At 57.5% G+C, this 18,137-nt stretch carries 9 protein-coding genes; 7 read left to right on the top strand and 2 right to left on the bottom strand.

Annotated elements, in window-relative coordinates; all coding sequences use genetic code 11:
• Positions 1–87 precede the first annotated feature (87 nt).
• The 7 genes from G1C97_RS08980 (at position 88) to G1C97_RS08950 (ending at position 14,012) form a co-directional block, all read left to right on the top strand.
• Positions 88–6,153: an Ig-like domain-containing protein gene (locus tag G1C97_RS08980; protein ID WP_169241478.1), complete on the top strand. Its 6,066-nt coding sequence runs from the start codon at positions 88–90 to the stop codon at positions 6,151–6,153.
• Between the two features lie 9 nt (positions 6,154–6,162).
• Positions 6,163–7,779: an AAA family ATPase gene (locus tag G1C97_RS08975; RefSeq protein WP_169241477.1), complete on the top strand. Its 1,617-nt coding sequence runs from the start codon at positions 6,163–6,165 to the stop codon at positions 7,777–7,779.
• Positions 7,780–7,896: 117 nt separating this feature from the next.
• Positions 7,897–9,123, top strand: coding sequence for a DUF58 domain-containing protein (locus tag G1C97_RS08970; RefSeq protein WP_169241476.1), 1,227 nt, complete (start codon positions 7,897–7,899; stop codon positions 9,121–9,123).
• Positions 9,124–9,338: 215 nt separating this feature from the next.
• Complete coding sequence (locus tag G1C97_RS08965; protein ID WP_240951087.1) at positions 9,339–11,801, top strand: transglutaminase-like domain-containing protein; 2,463 nt, start codon at positions 9,339–9,341, stop codon at positions 11,799–11,801.
• Positions 11,798–12,745: a PP2C family protein-serine/threonine phosphatase gene (locus tag G1C97_RS08960; protein WP_100496810.1), complete on the top strand. Its 948-nt coding sequence runs from the start codon at positions 11,798–11,800 to the stop codon at positions 12,743–12,745. Before G1C97_RS08965 ends, G1C97_RS08960 begins: the two co-directional genes overlap by 4 nt.
• A 26-nt stretch (positions 12,746–12,771) precedes the next feature.
• On the top strand, positions 12,772–13,374 hold the full coding sequence (locus tag G1C97_RS08955) for a variant leucine-rich repeat-containing protein (protein WP_100496809.1): 603 nt from the start codon (positions 12,772–12,774) through the stop codon (positions 13,372–13,374).
• A 14-nt stretch (positions 13,375–13,388) separates the two neighbouring features.
• Positions 13,389–14,012 (top strand): FHA domain-containing protein, encoded by a 624-nt coding sequence (locus tag G1C97_RS08950; protein WP_169241474.1) that lies wholly within the window; start codon positions 13,389–13,391, stop codon positions 14,010–14,012.
• 196 nt (positions 14,013–14,208) lie between these two features.
• Here the strand turns inward: G1C97_RS08950 and G1C97_RS08945 are convergent, their stop codons facing one another.
• Both G1C97_RS08945 and G1C97_RS08940 read right to left on the bottom strand, forming a co-directional pair.
• On the bottom strand, positions 14,209–16,182 hold the full coding sequence (locus G1C97_RS08945; RefSeq protein ID WP_205832589.1) for a zinc ribbon domain-containing protein: 1,974 nt from the start codon (positions 16,180–16,182) through the stop codon (positions 14,209–14,211).
• Between the two features lie 189 nt (positions 16,183–16,371).
• On the bottom strand, positions 16,372–17,967 hold the full coding sequence (locus tag G1C97_RS08940) for an FHA domain-containing protein (RefSeq protein ID WP_169241473.1): 1,596 nt from the start codon (positions 17,965–17,967) through the stop codon (positions 16,372–16,374).
• Positions 17,968–18,137 lie beyond the last annotated feature (170 nt).

Genomic DNA, 18,137 nt, shown 5'->3' with positions numbered 1-18,137 from the left:
GCGCGTTTAAGTCATAGTCATGGCTTGGACGTCCCAAGGCAGCACCATTACACTGACGAGTAGAAGCGAGAAGGGGCAGGGAACCACATGAGCGTATCAGCCCAGTCATATGAGCGGCGCAGACGCCTAGGTGCCATACTGCGTCGACTTATGCCTTCCGGCGGACATCGATGGACGCTGCCGGTGATTACGTTGTTGCTGCTCGCCGGGCTGGTGGCCGGTTCTCTGATTATCAGCACCGTCACCCGACGCCATGTCCAGCTGGATGACGGCACTGTTTGGATCACGTCTCTCAACAATCACAAAGCGGCACGATTCAATGTAAAGAACAAAGAGCCGGATGCTGGTGTAGCCTCCACCGCGTCACGTTTCGATGTCGTTCAACATGATGGCGACACCGTACTCACCGAGCCGTCCAAAGCATTCTCGATCAAAGCCTCCACAGTAGGCACTGACGCAAAAACAGATCTCAAATCGCAGACCACCGCCGTAATCGGCGGCGATGCCATCGCCTTCATCAACGAGAAAACCGGCAATGTATGGGCGGGCCTCACCGAACATCTCGACGCGGTGACGCCAACTACCTCCGAACCTCAAATGAAACTGGGCGAAGGAGGCCGCATCGCTGTAACCAACGACGGCACAGTATACGGGTACAGGCCATCCGATGGCATGGTACTTACTCTCGACAGTCCAGAAGCCTCGAACGCCCAGGAAGTCGGATCGCTGACCAATGGCGCGCAGCAAGCGGCTGACAGCTTCACAGTCGTTGGAACACAGCCGGTAATCGCTTCCGGCAACACCGTTATTTCTCACAAGGGACGCGTGCAAGTAGACACCACCGGCTCACTCACCTTGCAAGCGCCGCCCACCGACGACAAGCAGGACAGCTGGGTAGCCGCATCCTCGCCTCGCGGCCTTGCCTTGATACCGCTGAAATCCGGTGCCTCTGCGAACTTTATCGCCCATTCAGGCAAGGCTGAAGCGGCGCAGCCGGTGTCCACCAATGGATGCGTATATGCAGCCTGGAGTCAGAAAGCCAGCAACTACATTCGAGTCTGTTCTGCCGCAGACACCAAGCAATTCGAGAGCCTTGACTCCGTCAACACCACGTCCGAACTCGTGTTTCGCACCAACCACCGTCTGGTGGTGCTTAATGATGTAGTTGACGGCAATGTATGGAATCCGGATGATTCCACCAAGGTCATCAAAATTCAATGGAACCGAGTCCAAACCGAGCAAACCGAAAAGGAACAACAGAACAGCGATTCGGCCAACAACCATCACGATTTCGCAAAAACCTGCTCGGCACAGTCCGGACAGATCAAAGCGGAAGACGACGAATTCGGCGCTCGGGCGGGTTCGGAGCAGATTCTCGATGTATTGCGCAATGACGAGCAGACCGACTGCTCCGTACTCCGCATCAATTCGGTCGGAGCTCCGAACAATAAAGACGTTACTATTTCACCGATCTATGACGGACGATATCTCCAGCTTGATGCGTCCTCCGCATCGGCAGGCACACTCACCTTCACCTATGAAATCTCCGATGGACGAGGCCAGACATCCAGCGCCACAGCGACTGTCACGCTCAGTGGATCAGACAACCACGCACCGCGACAGTTCGACACGCCGCCGGAAATAGACGTGGAACAGGGAGCCAGCTATACAGCCAATGCACTCGGCAGCTTTATCGACCCGGATGGAGATCCGCTCACTCTGATCTCGGCCGTGGCCCAGAACACCGATCAGGTACAGGTATCCACACGAGCGGACGGACAGCTGACGTTCAATACCGGAGCGCTGGAATCAGGACGAGTGGGCGTGGAACTCACCGCCTCCGATGGCGAAGATACCGGAACCGGCATGATGTACTTTTCCATCAAACCGGCAAACACCTTGGCTGCAGTTATCGACCCGGTGGCAAAAACCACCGCTCCCAATACAGACACCGTCATCGAACTCACCCCTTATGTGCATACCACATCCTCGCAGCCCGCGCAGCTCAGCCAAGTGGATACGCCGAAAGGGGCCAGCACCACTGCGAATGCAGCCACCATGTCCATCAACTTCAAGGCCAACGATCCCGGCACCTATTATGTGTCCTACACCATCACCCAAGGATCGCTTCCCGCCACTGGCCTTGCCCGTGTGGAGGTGCAAGCCGTAACCGGTGAAGCCGCCAAACCTGTAGCTGCCAATGATGTGGCTTTGCTGGGTGCAGACAACACCGCAATCGTGGAACCATTGACCAATGACGTCGATCCAATGGGCGGAGTACTTTCCGTGACCTCCGTAAATGCCGACGCCAGTTCTGGTATCAAGGTCGGACTGGTCAGCCATAAGCGTGTCTATATCACAGCACGTCAAGTGCCTTCAAAGCCGGTATCCATAACATATACAGTGGCGAACGCCAAGGGATCGGCAAAAGGTACCATCATCCTGCAGCCGCCGGCACTTACCGCAGCAAATTCGGTGCCCAAAGCCGACAACGTCAATACGCAGGTACGCACCAACGGCATCGTGTCAGTGGACGTACTCGATCATGTCACGTATTCGGACGGCACCACGGTAAAACTGAAAAACAACCTGCAATACGATAAGAACACATTCCATGGTCTGGTATTCGTCTCCGGAGACACCGTACGATATCAGGCATCCGACACAACCGGCGTATTCCCCGTCACCTATACGGTCGAGGACAATCTGGGCAATGTAGCTTCTGCCATCATTACCATCACCGTGCATCGCAGCGACGCTGCCGGAAAGGCCGCTCCCACGCCGCATGATGTCGAAGCTCAGGTGGCAGCCGGACAGAAAGTCCGCATTCCCATCACCTTAACAGGCATCGATGCGGACGGCGACGATGATCAGCTGCTCGGATTAGGCAACAAAGCACCATCTCTGGGCCGTATCACCGAAGTCGGTTCGGATTACCTGGTCTATGAGTCCTACCCTGATTCCTCCGGCACCGATACCTTCTCCTATGCAGTGGAAGATTGGACCGGACAACGAGCACAGGCCCAGATTCGAGTGGGCGTGTTCCAAGGTGCCTCCGATTCAGGCGTGTACGCCCGTGACGACGAAATAACGCTCAGGCCAAACACCGCGGCCACGGTGCCGGTCACCCAGAATGATATTTCAGGGGACAATACCGAGTTGACCGTCGACAAGCAGCTTGAGGTCCAAGGCATTGATGGCGTGACAGTGACCGACAATATGCTGTCATTTACCACTCCGGCGAATGCCACCACAGCTTATATCGCCTACACGGTCAAAGACAAGGCAGGACTTTCCGATACCGCCACATTGACGGTAAACGTCGATCCGAACGCCCCAATCGAGCCACCCACTGCCTATGATTACCGCGTACCATCCGCAGCCACCATTGACAAGAAATCCGTGGATGTCGATGTTTCTCAGTGGATAGCGAATCCTTCCGGAACAGTCGGCGAACTCAAGGTCGGTGTACATCCTTCCGCAGCGGACCATGCACGGGTCAAGGGCAGCGAGCACTCAACCATCATCACGGTCGATCTTACTTCGCAGGCACATTCCATTCCCTATACGGTGACCAACACCACCTACGACATCACCTCCACGGCGTTCATTCAAGTACCGGCCTATGGCGTTTTCCCACCCACGCTACGTCCCAAGGCTCCGGAGTTGAAGGTCAATGCACGTGAGACCATCGAAATCAACATCAATGACTATGTCCGCGTAGGAGCAGGCAAAGAACCGTATATCGAAAGCGCCGGATCCGTCAGCGCAACAAAGGCTTCCAATTCCGATCTGTATGTGAACGACAAAACGCTGAAGTTCACCGCCGCCAAGGATTATGCCGGTCCCGCTTCGATCACCTTCACCGCAGTGGACGGCAAACAGGGAACGGATAAGACCAAGATCATCAATACCGCTGTGATCACCTTGCAAATCACAGTGGTGGGACGCAATGTACCACCCCCAACGTTCTCGTCATCCACCATTGACGTCGAAGCGGGAGCCGGAACAAAAACCATCGATTTGACCGCACTCACCCATGCACCGGCAGGCGTCTATGACGATGAGAAACAGTACACCTATTCAGGCGGCGGGGCATCGTCCGCACAGATCACCACGAATCTGTCTTCCTCCGGCACCCTGCAAATCTCCGCCGCCAAGGATGCCTCTCCCGGTACGACCGTATCTGTGCCCATCCAAATCGCCTACAGCGCCGGTACTGTCAACGCCGGAGTAACGGTACGCGTGGTTTCCTCCACACGACCATTGGCTCGTGTGAACGGAAAGACGCTGCAGATCAAGGCCGGTAGCAACGATTCCGTCAATATTCTTTCCGGTGCCTACAATCCGTTCCCGGATACTTCCCTGACGGTGGTGGGATGTCGTGTCGATAATGCCGGCAAACTCACAGTAACCGGCTGCGACGCTTCAGGGCGTATCACCATTGCCGCCGCATCGAATCTGGGAGCTTCATCCAGCAATGTCATTGTCACCGTGCAAGACGGTACCAAAACCCGGGAACGTGAAATTACCGGTACGATCACCGTATCGGTGATCGACAAACCCGATTCCCCATTGCTCTCGCCAGTGGCCGGAGAACCACAGGACGGTGCGGTGAATCTCTCATGGACGGCCGGCAATGCCAATGGCAGCCCGATCACCAACTACCGGGTGAACTGGACCGGAGCCAGCGAAGGAGAAAAGGATTGCGGCGCAGTCACCGCATGTCAGGTCACCGGCCTGAAGAATGGCGAAACCTACTCGTTCACCGTTGCGGCGCAAAACGAAGTTGGATGGTCCAAGCCGTCCACATCCGTCGATGCCACGCCGGACAAAGTCCCCACCGCTCCTACGAAAGTAACGGTATCCGGAGGAAACGCCAAAGCCACAGTCACATGGAAGGCACCGACCGGCGACTTCAGTGCCGTAGACAACTATTCGGTGACAGTGACCCTCAGCGGAACCGGTGCGCAACAGACCAAGGAAACCAGCGGTACCAACACCGAAATGGTCTTCACCTTCAACAATGCGGATATTTCAGATGGCGCTACCGTAACCGCAACCGTCAAGGCGCATAACAAGGTCAATTGGGGTGCGGCATCCGCTGCATCCGAACCCAGTGACATATGGGGTAATCCGGATGCGCCGTCGGTAACGTTGTCCAACAATGGCACAGACGGCAAAGCCGTTATCACATTGAACAACAACCGTAATGCGGGATGCGAGGAAATCCTCATCGGCGGTGATACCAATGACGTGGTCGACTGCTCCGTGCGCAACATCACTTTCGATATCGCTGAATCCCAGCTCAACACCGATGAAATCACGATAACGGCCAAGGTGGTGCCGGAACGCTCTTCCGCCACAGCCGCCACAGGCAAAGCCTCATTCGTTCCGCATTACACGGTTCCGTCGCCCACCGATGTGACCACGAGCGGAGACGACGGCCAGTGCACCGTCGAATGGAACAAGAACGGTCACGCACAGTCATACCGGGTCACCGCTGATGGATTTGGAACCAAGACCGTCAACGGAACCTCAGCGACGTTCACCATGGAACCATGGACGGTGTGCAGCAATGCAACCGTCACGCAGATACTCAATGGCACGGAAAGCGCCCCGGCTACAGGAGGACCGTCAGGCGGTAGCCCATATACCTACAAGGTCAAAGCAAAGATCAGCGCGCCAACCGAGCTGCGGTGGGCGGAGAACGGCAATATAGTCAAAGTCACTGGTGGAACGGTCAACACCTATGGCAAACCTGCCGATATCCAAATCATCATCAACGACACGCCATTTACGTGGACGCCCGGCACTCCGAATCAATCGTTGGACGTCACAGACCTTCCAAAGGCCGACGATGGCGAATATCACTGGAGCGTCAAAGTCACCGGCAAACAGGGGTTGGATGAATTGTCCAACACCGCCGAGGGCGGCACCATCGAGGGCACACGACCATCGACATCAGATGGAGGAGACAACAACGACAGCAGCTCAACCGGCGAGGACAGCAATGACAATTCAGACTCACCGAGCGCATCCATGTCATCGTTTAAATCCGGAGTGCATGCGGACACCCTCATCAACAATCCTTGGATACTCGGCATGGCCAATACCCCAATACGTGACACATCCACCAACCAGCAGCAGTAGGAGAATCCCATGAGCGAACACATCGATGATGCGACTCGGCTTTCCGATATGACGCAACTGTCTGACGCAACGCATTTGTCTGACGTCACACATGTTACAGACATCGCGTCTCAACAATCCGGTAATATTGCAGACCAAATTGCTGCGGAGCCGTCAGATTCAACATCTCATGTCACAGCCGGAACGCCGTCCACGGCAAAGCCAAACCTGCCCCAACGCCCAAGCACAACGCGTTCTGCCGCTGTCGTTCCCGCATCGAACGATCATACGGCGGTCAAACCACAGCCTCAGACCATACCTGCGTTGCCACACCAATCGCACGGTACCCAGCACACGAACAATGCCACTCGAACCTCCGCCAAGGTCGCCTTGCCTCGCCCTGGGAAAGCCGGCACCTCCTATAACGCAGGTCATGCGGGAGACATCTCCGGCGGACCGCACGCCACTGGGACGCTGCCACCGCAATCCAGAACACAATCCCAAACGCAATCCAACATGATGCGGCCCAATACGCAGGCATACGTCCAATCCAATGCTTCCGCTGCGGCGCGGAATCAGGCTCCCTCATCATCCCAATCCCCCGCACAGTCCCAATCCCCTGCGCCCGCACAGCAAGCCGCACAGCAGCAGACACTGCCTTCCAATATCAATTCCGGCCTATTGCCACAACCTACCGCCGAAGTGCAGGAATTCCAACGTTCCTTCACTGCTTTGGTTGAGAATATCTCGCAAGTGGTCATCGGCAAAGCCGCACCAATCAAGCAATGCGTAACCGCGCTGATGGTCGGCGGCCACGTGCTGCTTGAGGATAACCCAGGTACCGGCAAAACCCAGTTGGCACGAGGTCTGGCCAATTCCATCGACACCAGTTTCAAACGTATCCAGTTCACGCCTGATCTGCTGCCCTCGGATGTGGTGGGTGTGACGTTCTACGATCAGAAACGCGGTGAGTTCGAGTTCAGGGAAGGCCCGATTTTCGCTTCCATCGTGCTGGCCGACGAGATCAATCGAGCCTCGCCGAAAACCCAGTCCGCGTTGCTGGAGGTTATGGAGGAACAGAAAGTCACTGTCGATGGCGTGACACATGACGTTCCTCAGCCGTTTATCGTAATCGCCACGCAGAATCCCATCGAGCAGCTCGGCACCTATAAGCTACCCGAAGCCCAGATGGACCGATTCCTCATCAAAACCTCGGTCGGGTATCCCGGCCATGACGTTTCCGTGGATATTCTCAAGCAAATTGACATTACCGATCGGGCACAGACCGTTTCCCCGGTACTGACCGGCGATGAGGTTATGCATATGCGTCAAGTCGCCTCCGGTATCTACGTGGATGACGCCATTCGTGAATATATCGTACGTCTGGTCGAGGCGACGAGGCACAACGAGAAAATCACAGTAGGCGCATCCATGCGCGGAGCTCTGGCCCTCACCCGTTGCGCTCGCATCTGGGCTGCGGCGGACGGCAGAGCCTATGTTGTGCCCGACGATGTCAAGGATCTTGCGCTGCCGGTGCTTGCTCACCGCATCACGCTCACTGCGGAAGCCACTTTCGATGGAGCCACGGCAGAAAGCCTGATTGCGCAGATATTGGACGACGTTCCCGCGCCCACCATCGGCGCCTGACCTCTCAACCTCCATAACTGATACATCGCATCGCTGGGTATCCGGCATCCGGCTCTTCCCCTCCCGAGAACGAGAACAGCTCCGGCGCAAAGCCACTTCCCTGAGGAAAGGTCTTCTATGGCATTCTCATCCGCGTTCACCGCATCACGCCACCGGCGTGCCGGACGCACGCTCTCACGCCTGTACAGACGTGTTCGACGGCTGCTCACCGCGTACGTCTCTCCGCTGGGATGGGCCGTCACCGGAGCCGGTGTGGCATGCCTTGTCACATTCCTCATCGTAGGCTGGCATGAGTTGCTGGCCTTTGCCTGCGTATCGGCGGTGATGATGTGCGCCGCCATTCTGCTGTCCCTTGGCAACACCCGGTTCCACGCCTCGATTGAGGTCTCCAGCCGACGGGTCACCGCCGGAGATACCGTATCCGTCATCGTCGGCATCGACAACGCCGGTAAAACACCTACCGCCACAGCACGCGGCGATCTGCCGATCGGGCAGGTGCATGAGCGTTTCCACATTCCCATGCTCGCGCCCGGGCAATCGAAACAAACAAACGTGGAATTCCGCGCTATTTCAAGAGCATTGCTCACCGTCGGCCCACTGCGTATCCGCAAAGGCGATCCTTTTGGCCTGATTCGTCACGAGAAGGAGCTCGCCGAGCACATCACCGTGTTCATTCATCCCAAAACCGTGCGGCTGAACCCTCTCAATGCCGGAGTGCCCCGCGATCTGGAAGGCCAGCCTTCAGGTCAGATCGTTGACGACGACCTCGACTTCTACGGCTTGCGCGAATACGAGCCCGGTGATGATGTGCGTAATGTCCACTGGCTCAGTTCAGCTAAAACCGGTTCATTGATGATTCGCCAATACGAGGCCACCCGGCGCACTGACACATCGGTGACCATCGACATCAACCCTGATGATTACACCACTGGGGAGGAATTCGAATTGGCGGTGTCCATACACTCCTCCATCGGTGTGCAATGCCTGTTGCAGGATCGTCCTCTATTCGCCCATGCGGGCGACGCCCATGCCCAGCCCCGCAATGCCATGGCGTTTCTCGACGATGCCAGCGCCATCGAGCCGGATCGCGAGGATAATCCGAACCTTGCCGAAAGCACGCTCAAGCACAGTCCGGACGCCTCGTTCTATTTCTTCACCGTGGGATCGCTGAAAAATCTGGACCATATCAAACGTATGACATTGGCACTGCCCCGCTCAGCACGTTGCGTGGTGCTCCAAGCGAATGCCGGAGCCAACCGCGGTATCCGTCGGTTCGCGAACTTTACCTTGGCCACTATCGGCGAGCTCGACGATCTGCCCATGATTATGGGGGTGCTGGCATGATCTTCCATCGATTCACACCCGCAACCGGGCAACATTTCCACGGTGCACGCACAAACGCAACCACAACCGTGACCGCCGAACACACGCCCTTCTCTCCCGGATCCTCCGGTTTCGACGCATCATCAGGCTACAGCCATACCGATGCCACATCGTCAACGTATACCGGTTCCACCACTACCGGATCATGGGCGGATTCCACACATTCGGTGATCTGGATGACTCGCGGCAATCTGTTGCAGGGACGCAGCCTCGGCGGACAGCTTTGGAGCCGTCAATGCATCAGCATCGTGGTGGTATCCGTGCTGATGCTGCTTGCGCAGGCTAATCTTATCGACGTTTATGGCAGCGTCATCATCTGGGCCACCGCTGCGGTGCCAGCTACGATCATCGGTGCCATAATCGCACTCATGGGCACCCAACCAGCACTACGTTTATGGTGGCAGCTGGTGTTTCTGGCGTTCGCGCAATGCATCATCGGGCCAGTTATCGCGTTGAATGAGACGACCATCTCGCACGTGCTTCCCACGATACGAACGCTGAGCATGGGATGGCAGACCACATTCGGCTCATTCAAATACCTGATCTCCGTCACCCCGCCACTGGGTACGTCCGACGGATGTCTGCTGGCCGTGTGGACCATCGGACTCTGGCTTACCTTCTTGGCCGGCATATTCGCCGTAGATTCCAATGCCGCGATAGCGTCATTGAGCTGTCTGCCATATGCCGCTGCCGTATCCGTCTGCGCGCTGCTGGGCACGGACACCGGATGGCAGCGAGCCGCGTGCGGCATCGCCGCCGCCATCATACTGATGGTTTGGCTTTCCTGGCGTTTGGATCTTCTGGAATGGGGACGCTGGATTTGCGCCATCGTAATTCTGGCTCTGGCGGCAGGTCTGGCTTTTGGAGGCACACTGCTGGTCGCCCAACATCGCGCCACATTACGGGATCACTACGATCCTCCGCTCAGTCCTTATGATTACACCAGCCCATTAAGCGGCATGCGGTCCTATATCAAAAACCATAAGAACGATGTACTGCTGAGCGCCGAAAATCTTCCGTCAGGAACCCCGGTCAGGCTGGCGGTGATGGACCGATTCGACGGCACGGTCTGGAATCTGTCCGATTCGTCCGAGGCCTCAAGTTCCTCGAACTACGAGCGTGTGGGCACAGCAATACCGACCGATGACAAAGGCAGCAGGTTCAAGACGACGTTCACAGTCCACCAGGGACTCAGCGACACGTGGCTGCCGCTTGCCGGTGCCGCCACAAGCGTGGCATTCACCGGCAACACCAAAGATTCCGGCGATGATCAACAATCCGATAAGACCAGCAGCGCGCGCAACACCAGCAGCGCGCGCAACACCAGCAGCGCGCGCAACACCACCGGTTCAGACAGCAACGTCTTCTACTACAACACGGACACCGATTCCGCCATCATTCCCACCGGCACACGCGAAGGCATGACCTACATCGAATCCGGAGTCCTCGTCAAAAAGCCATCGGACCAGCAGATCAGCCGAGCGAAAGCCGCGCGCATCAGCCAACCGCAGGCACAAGACGTTCCCGACTCGGTCAGCAAACTGGCTACGGCCATCGCCGGAGGCAAATCCTCGGGAGGAGCGGCCGCCACCGCATTGGCCCAGACTCTGAAAGATTCGGGATGGTTCTCCCATGGTTTGCAAGGCGATTATCCGTCCGACGCCGGTCATGGCAATTACCGTGTGAACAAACTGCTTGCCGGCACCGCCATGGTGGGCGATTCCGAACAATACGCTTCCGCCATGGCACTCATGGCCAGAGAGCTCGGCTTGCCGTCCCGTGTAGTGCTGGGGTTCCTTCCCAAAGACGAAAACGGCAATATCACCGATGCACGCACCAAAACAACCGACGGCAAGAACACCATAACCGAGTTCACCGGCAACGATGTGACCGCTTGGGTGGAGATCAAACTGCAGGGGCTGGGGTGGGTGGCCTTCTACCCCACGCCGAAAGAGACCAAGGTTCCTGACGAGAACCAGAATCTCACGCCGCCGAACCCGCAAACGCTGGTCCGTCAACCTCCGGTACCGTTGACTGATCCGTTGCGCGACCAGACTCAGGCCAAAGGACAGAGCTCTTTGGCGGGTGCCGATGCCGACGCGCAACCCACGAATCTGTTCTGGCTCAGATTCTGGCGAGTCACCCGTGCGGTGGCGATATACGGCAGCCCGCTATGGATACTGCTTATAGTTTGCACGCTGATTCTCACCGTTAAGGCCATATTGCTGGCGCGAGACCGCCGGCACGGCACACCAGCCAACCGGGTAGCCGCGGGATGGAATGCGATTCGTTCACTTGCCTTGCAAAGCGGCATCACCGCCCAAGGAACCCGACGGGATCAGGCCACAGCGATTGCGCAACAACTCGGCACCGGTCAGCGGGCGCTGATACAGCTCGGGCGCGAAGCCGACTATGCCGCGTTCTCCGGCCAGAGCGTTCAGGATACACAGGCACGTGCCTATTGGACGAATGTCAGCAAACTCCGAAAGGCCATGCTGGCATCTTTGCCTTATCTGCGGCGAGTACGAACACGACTTTCGTTGAAAAGCGTGTCTATACTGGCACATAGACACGCAGCAAAGCCGCATACGTCGAAAACACATGCACCGGGCAACGTTAAGAAGGGGAAGACGGCATGACCACAGGTCCAATCCGTATCGCGATGACCAGTGATGTGGGTCTGAGACGCAAAAACAATCAAGACACCGGATTTGCCCAACAGGGTGTATTCGTAGTATGCGATGGCATGGGCGGCGGCATGGGCGGCGAGCAAGCCAGCCGACTCGCGGCACAGCATATGGCTGAGCTGGCCAGCCTAGCCCGTCGCACACGAGAAGACATCGACAGTACCCTGGCTCAGGCACAACAGGATATCCTCGCCCTTGGCACCAAACTTGGCGGCGTGGCCGGCACCACATGCACCGGTCTGGTATTGCCATCGGGATGGCTGGATACCACCGGCGCTCCGGAAACAGGCGATACCTGTGATCCGACTTTGGTAGACGACGATACATCCGAGTATGAGAACCTTACGTATGTGATCAATATCGGTGATTCACGCACGTATCATATGAATCCATTGCCGCAGAACGACGAACCAGCCGCTCTTTCCGGAACCGTATGGGATGCCGCATCGTTGACACGCATCACGCGCGACCATTCTCAGCGGCAGGAAGCCATCGATTCCGGCGAGATGCTGCCTGAGGTGGCCGAGGCGACTATTCCGCGTAACATCATCACCCAATGTCTCGGCGATCCGGAAGGCATCGCTCCCGACATCTATGTGGCCGATATGACCGGCCGTTTCATTATCTGTTCGGATGGACTGCACGGCGAGGTGCCTGATGAGCGCATCGCCGCGATAGCCGCCGCACATTCCGACCCGCAGGAAGCCGTGGACGCTCTTGTCGCGGCCGCGCTCGACGCAGGCGGAACAGACAACATCACCGTGATTGTGGCTGATATGCCGATGCCGGAGCCTGAATACCATGCGTTCAGCGCATTCAAGTTGGACGCGGGCGAAGACATCGGCGCCATCGAAGACGCAACACTACAAACCCTACGGACCATACGTTCGGCATAACCGAGCGAACATAAGGAGGTACTCCCATGGTTGATTATGATGCTGCGGTCGCTGCCGTACAGGATCCTAACGCGGATCCGATTCTGTTGGCGAAAATCGCATATGAGAATCCGGAATTCGGCGCGAATGTCGCCGTAAACCCGCGTTGCTACCCCGGTCTGAAGCGCTGGATCGCTGAATTCGGCGATGAACGGGCCCGCGAAACGCTGGCACAGTACGGCTTCACCGCCGATGCCATTGGCGGACCGGTGCAGGACCAGGAAGAATCGCAAGCTCAGCCCACTGCCCAGCCCGCCGCGGAGCAGTATGCCCAGCCGCAGGCCGAAGCCGCCCAGCCCGTTGCGGAGCAGTATGCCCAGCCTGCCGCAGAACAGCAGTACGCACAGCCGCAGCAGGCCGAACCGGCTCAGGCCGCCTTCGAAGAGCCCGTAGCCACCAATCCGTACGGCTTCACCGCCGAGCTGGCGCTGACCACCACGGATCAGATGCAGATCGCCCAGATTGCGCAGTATGCTCCTGAATTGCGCGTCTGCATCGCTCGTAACCCCAACACCTATCCCGCGCTGCTGGACTGGCTCGGCCAGCTCGGCGATCCGGCAATCAACGCCGCACTGGCGTCTCGTCAGTGAAAGGACGGCAAACCATGGCCAAACTTCCTTATCCTCCCGCACCTGAATTCGGCTGGTATTCAGACGATCAGCCGGAGCCTGCAGCTCAGCCTGAGGTCCAGCCGGCCACCCAGCCCACAGCAGAACCGGCGGCCGTGACCTACGAAGAGCCACAGCCGCAGCAGAACGCTCAACCGGTCTATGAACAGCCGGCGAGCGGCCCCCAGCACGCCGCAGAACCCAGCGCGACGCCGCACGCCGCCGAAGACGACATCGAGGATTGGGACAGCACTGTGCTGTCGTCCTCGTTCACATCCAAGGCCCCGCAGAAGACGTACCAGTTGCATAACGACGTCACCGGCCAGACCATCGTGATCGATAAGAGCACGCTGCTCGGCCGCAAGCCGTCCATGGACGTGCCGCAGGGTGCCAAGTCGGAGAAAATCGAGGATCCGACCCGCACCACGTCGCGTAACCATGCCGCCATCAGCATCGATACCGACGGTGAACTGTGGATTGAGGATTACGGCTCGCTCAACGGCACCTACATCATCAGTGACGGTCAGGAGACCCAGGTGGTCAAGGGCACACCGCTTAAGCTCACCGCTCCGGCCACCGTGCGCATCGGCGATCAGTTCTTCCAGCTCACCGAGCAGTGAGTGACCGGAAACAGCTACTGAGGAACGCTATGGGTGGACGGCCAGCGATGTCGAGTTCGCCAACCGTCCACCGGCACTAATGCAAACAGTAATGGCCTGTTGGTTCGTCGATCGGTACACGATCAGTCGAATCAACAGGCCATTACTGTTTGTTCCGTTATCGGTATCCCCAGTATTCCGGCTATCCCCAGTATCCCTACTTCTCGCTCTTGGAACTCTTGGAGCTCTTAGAACTCTTAGAGTCACCGGAGCTCTTGGAACTACCGGACTTCTTGGAGCTGCTGGAACTCGAATCGGAATCAGAATCGGAATCAGAATCGGAATCAGATTTATCGGAAGAATCCGCTGAATTAGACGAATCCGTCGGCAGATCAGGAGCCGGATCTCCCGGAGCCTGACCGATGGTCACGATGATGCTGTTGCTGCCATCGGATTTCTTGTTCCACATCATCCATTCCATCTGCGTATGGTCGCAATCCGCCGGATCGTCGTACACCGGAAGCAGGGTATAGTTGCCGACCGATTCACCTTGCGCGTTCACGATGATCTGTTCATCGGTGGTCTGCACGTATATGGTTTTGGTCAGGTAGTTGATGCCCATGAACTTGCCGTCGTTGAGCAGCAGACGCGCCCACTGCGACCCGTCCAACACTTCCGTCGGGCTCAAGTCCGATCCCATCAGGAACACACGACGACCTTCGTTATTGTCGTAGTCCTCGGTCTGTATGTACATCGAGCCGTCCACGAACTGGTCTTTGGCTTCGATGTGTTCGTCCTTGCTCAGACCCAGCAGGTCGTGCAGCGACTGCACCTTTCCAGTCGAGGAATCGATCACCTGATCGTCCACTACATACTGGTTGCCGCCAAGAGACCATAGGTGATCCACATCGCATGACCAGCTGTTCTTGGGGTTGCAGTAGTTCGTAGGGAAGCTCATGATCTGCTTGTTGTTTTCCACGGAATACAGGTGATACGTATCATCCTCCACCAAATATGTGTCGGATACGTCTGTCGAATTCACGGATATATCAGTCTTCTTCATGGACTGGTAACCGCTGCTGTCGGCGGTTACGGCGATCTTGTCCTGGAAGGTCTGCAGCACCTGCGCGGTATCCTTGCCGCGAGTCACACCCATCACCTGCGTATGGTCCACATTGGTGGTATCCGAATCACCGTTGGTGGTGTACGACTCGTCGCTGTGCCAGGTTTTGGCGATGGCCACCATATCCCGGGATTCGGCGAGTATCGAATACTCATAGCCCTGCTCGTAGTCGATGAGGTTGTCTTCCTCGGTCTTCAGGTCGATACGGTCCGACAGTTCGCCGGTTTCGACATTCACCTCCTGCGCATACAGATGCACGCTTTCCGGAGTGGTGCCCACCGCCTTCGTCTTCACCGCATAGAACACGAACACCGCAGGATTATTGCCGTACGTGGCTCCTACCTGCGGCTCGGAATACTCCTTCTCCCCCGACTCAAGCATGGAGACATGGATCTCTTTGGAGGCATCCAGTGCAGGAGTCCATAGTCCGAAGGAGTACTCGCCGCTGCCGTCCAACGAATCGCCCGAGGAATAGGACGAATCCGAATCCGCGGTGGCATCGCCATCCCAGCAGTGGATGACGTTGGATACCATGGCACCGCCCACCCAATTCCATGAGTTGGAGTTGGTGTAGTCGCACGAGAAGCCAACCATCTCCACTTCGATGGCTTTGGTCATTGTGGATTTAGGCTCGGATTCTTCGGTTTTGGTGTTGTCTTTCGACTTGGACTTTGTCTTGGATTTTGTCTTGGACTTCGACTTCGCCGTCTGTGAAGTGGTTTCCTCTTTGCCGGCTTTCCAGTTGCGCCAGACGAAGAAGCCCGCGACTGACCCCGCTACAAGTGCCACCACGACGACTATCGCTATGATGATGGCCGCGATGTTGCGCTTGTGGCCGTTGTTCTTGCCATTCCCGGCGCCATTGGGGACCCCGGACATAGGAGGCACGGCGGCACCGCCCCACTGCCCGGTAGCCTGTCCTTGCGGAGCGGCAGACTGCCCTGGCACAGCTTGTGCCGGCATGGCCTGCCCGGAAACACCTGGGACGCTCGACACACTCGGAGCATACGGTTGCTGCGGCTGGGAAGGCTGCTGGGCATACGGCTGCGGCACACCGACGTTCGGCATGGGTACATTTGGCTGCGGAGGCATCTGAGGGACCCCTCCGCGTGCAACTGGCGCAGGCATCGGATTGCCGCACCGGGCGCACACCATCTGGCCGTCGGCAACCCCACTACCACATCTCGGGCATCGTCTCATAGTCCTCTCCCCTATCTCACGGCATCATTGTCTTCGATTGGTCTCTCTCGTATGCCTCTATTGTAAGAGCGTCACCACGAAAGTATCGTCAGCCAGCGTAAAATCACCGCCCGAGGGCAGATATTCGCGGCCGCCCTCAGCCAGTTCTCGTCCTCCTACTTCAGTCCCGTTGGCCGAATGATTATCGGTGATGGAGAACCGCCCGTCATCCAGCATATCGATAACCGCATGAATACGACTGACGTTGGTATTGCCGCCCATATGGATATCCGCGGTTTTCGATCGTCCGATGGTGGCATGGGCACCATGTACCGTTACCGATTTGCCATCACGCAGTCGGGTGACGGTGAATCCGACGGTCTGCTTGGTCGAGGGACGCAAAATCGTCTCGCCCTCATTATCGCTTTCGTCGAAATCATCAAAGGCCGGCTTTACAGGCTTGCGCAGCGGCGGTTGCGCAATTGCCCGGGCGGACGCCCGTTCATCCGCGATGCTGCGCCGGAAAACGGTCCGCTGAGGTATGGATGGAGCCTCTACGGTTGCGGCCGGAATGGTCGGAGCAGCCGGTGTGGTCGGAGTTGCCGAGGAGACGGCTGGCGCGGTCTCTCGTTCCACGCCGGGCCATTGCATCGGTGTCACTGCCGCACTCTTCTCGGCATCCGGTATCTCACCGAACTGCTGATGTTGTTGAGGCTGCGCCTCCTCAGATTCCGAACCAGATGCGGAACCTGCATGCTGCTGATCTGTCATTTCGGCTTGGGTCGAAGATGACGGCTCAGGCAGAGCCGGCCCCTCGCTTGGCAGGATTCCCTCAGACAGCACAGGACGTTCGGATGGCATCGAACGGTGAGCCAACGACGAGAGCACCGTACTGCCGTCCTGACCATCATCCTCAGATACCGACGACGGCGCAGAGTCTGCCGGCACAGTCGAAGTCGACACATTGTCGGAACTGAGCAGTGTGCTGCCCAATCGAGTGGCGCCAAGCAGCGTATCGCCGAATCTCGTAGCCCCGAATTCGGTACCGTCAGCGACGTCTCCCTGTTCGGACGGTATTTTCGCGGTCTGCTCCTGCACGGCGCGAGGTTTCACACTGGCCGGCATCAGATGAGCCAAGAGATCGTGCAGCACCTCGGCACTTACCGTCTGAACCTGCCCGATCAGTCCTGCAAGCGCCCGTTGATACTCCTGCGCGGCATCGCCGGAGATACGGGTTTTTTTGTCGTCGGACAGCAAGGCCAACAGCGTGGTGGCACTATGACGGTCCGGTTCAACGCCCAATGCCGGTATCACCATAAACAACGGCTGGTTCTGCGATGAAATGCGAATACGTTTGGGATCCCACTGCACGTAGGTCAGAGGGAGCCGCTGCGCTTCGCACTGCTCCATCACTGAGAGCACGGCAAGCAGTAGCCCGGCATACTGGTCACCGGGGACCACTTGGCGCAGCACGTCATGCAACGACGTCGTGCTGGTCGCATCGTATTGGAATACGATTTCGTTGCCGGTGCTCTCATAATGCAACGGCAACAAATACCAATGACTCTTCGTCAGCCATTTCGCATGCTCCACATCGAGCGACTCACCTCGTGTGGTGCGTGCCGTAAGCGTCTGCACGCCGGTGTACCAGTCTTTGGAAAACTTCACTTTCATGATTGCCGCTCCATCCCTATGCTCTTCCGTTCTTTCCCTGTTATTGCAGGTCGATGCGCCGAACCAGAATCCGCTCTGCGTGACTATATGCAAAGGGCCGGTTGAGCCGCCGCAAAACCCGCACAAACCCGCAAACCCGTATAAACCCCGTATATACGCAGACGGGCTGG

Source organism: Bifidobacterium olomucense (genome assembly GCF_012932375.1).
Classification (GTDB): domain Bacteria; phylum Actinomycetota; class Actinomycetes; order Actinomycetales; family Bifidobacteriaceae; genus Bifidobacterium; species Bifidobacterium olomucense.
This window is presented reverse-complemented; position numbering and strand designations above follow the sequence as displayed.

What these genes read in the sequence shown, in the direction of transcription:
- G1C97_RS08960 (WP_100496810.1), top strand. Translation starts at nt 11,798, where the DNA reads ATGACCACAGGTCCAATCCGTATCGCGATGACCAGTGATGTGGGTCTG.
- G1C97_RS08955 (WP_100496809.1), top strand. Translation starts at nt 12,772, where the DNA reads ATGGTTGATTATGATGCTGCGGTCGCTGCCGTACAGGATCCTAACGCG.
- G1C97_RS08965 (WP_240951087.1), top strand. Translation starts at nt 9,339, where the DNA reads ATGACTCGCGGCAATCTGTTGCAGGGACGCAGCCTCGGCGGACAGCTT.
- G1C97_RS08950 (WP_169241474.1), top strand. Translation starts at nt 13,389, where the DNA reads ATGGCCAAACTTCCTTATCCTCCCGCACCTGAATTCGGCTGGTATTCA.
- G1C97_RS08975 (WP_169241477.1), top strand. Translation starts at nt 6,163, where the DNA reads ATGAGCGAACACATCGATGATGCGACTCGGCTTTCCGATATGACGCAA.
- G1C97_RS08970 (WP_169241476.1), top strand. Translation starts at nt 7,897, where the DNA reads ATGGCATTCTCATCCGCGTTCACCGCATCACGCCACCGGCGTGCCGGA.
- G1C97_RS08945 (WP_205832589.1), bottom strand. Translation starts at nt 16,182, where the DNA reads ATGCCGAACGTCGGTGTGCCGCAGCCGTATGCCCAGCAGCCTTCCCAG.
- G1C97_RS08940 (WP_169241473.1), bottom strand. Translation starts at nt 17,967, where the DNA reads ATGAAAGTGAAGTTTTCCAAAGACTGGTACACCGGCGTGCAGACGCTT.
- G1C97_RS08980 (WP_169241478.1), top strand. Translation starts at nt 88, where the DNA reads ATGAGCGTATCAGCCCAGTCATATGAGCGGCGCAGACGCCTAGGTGCC.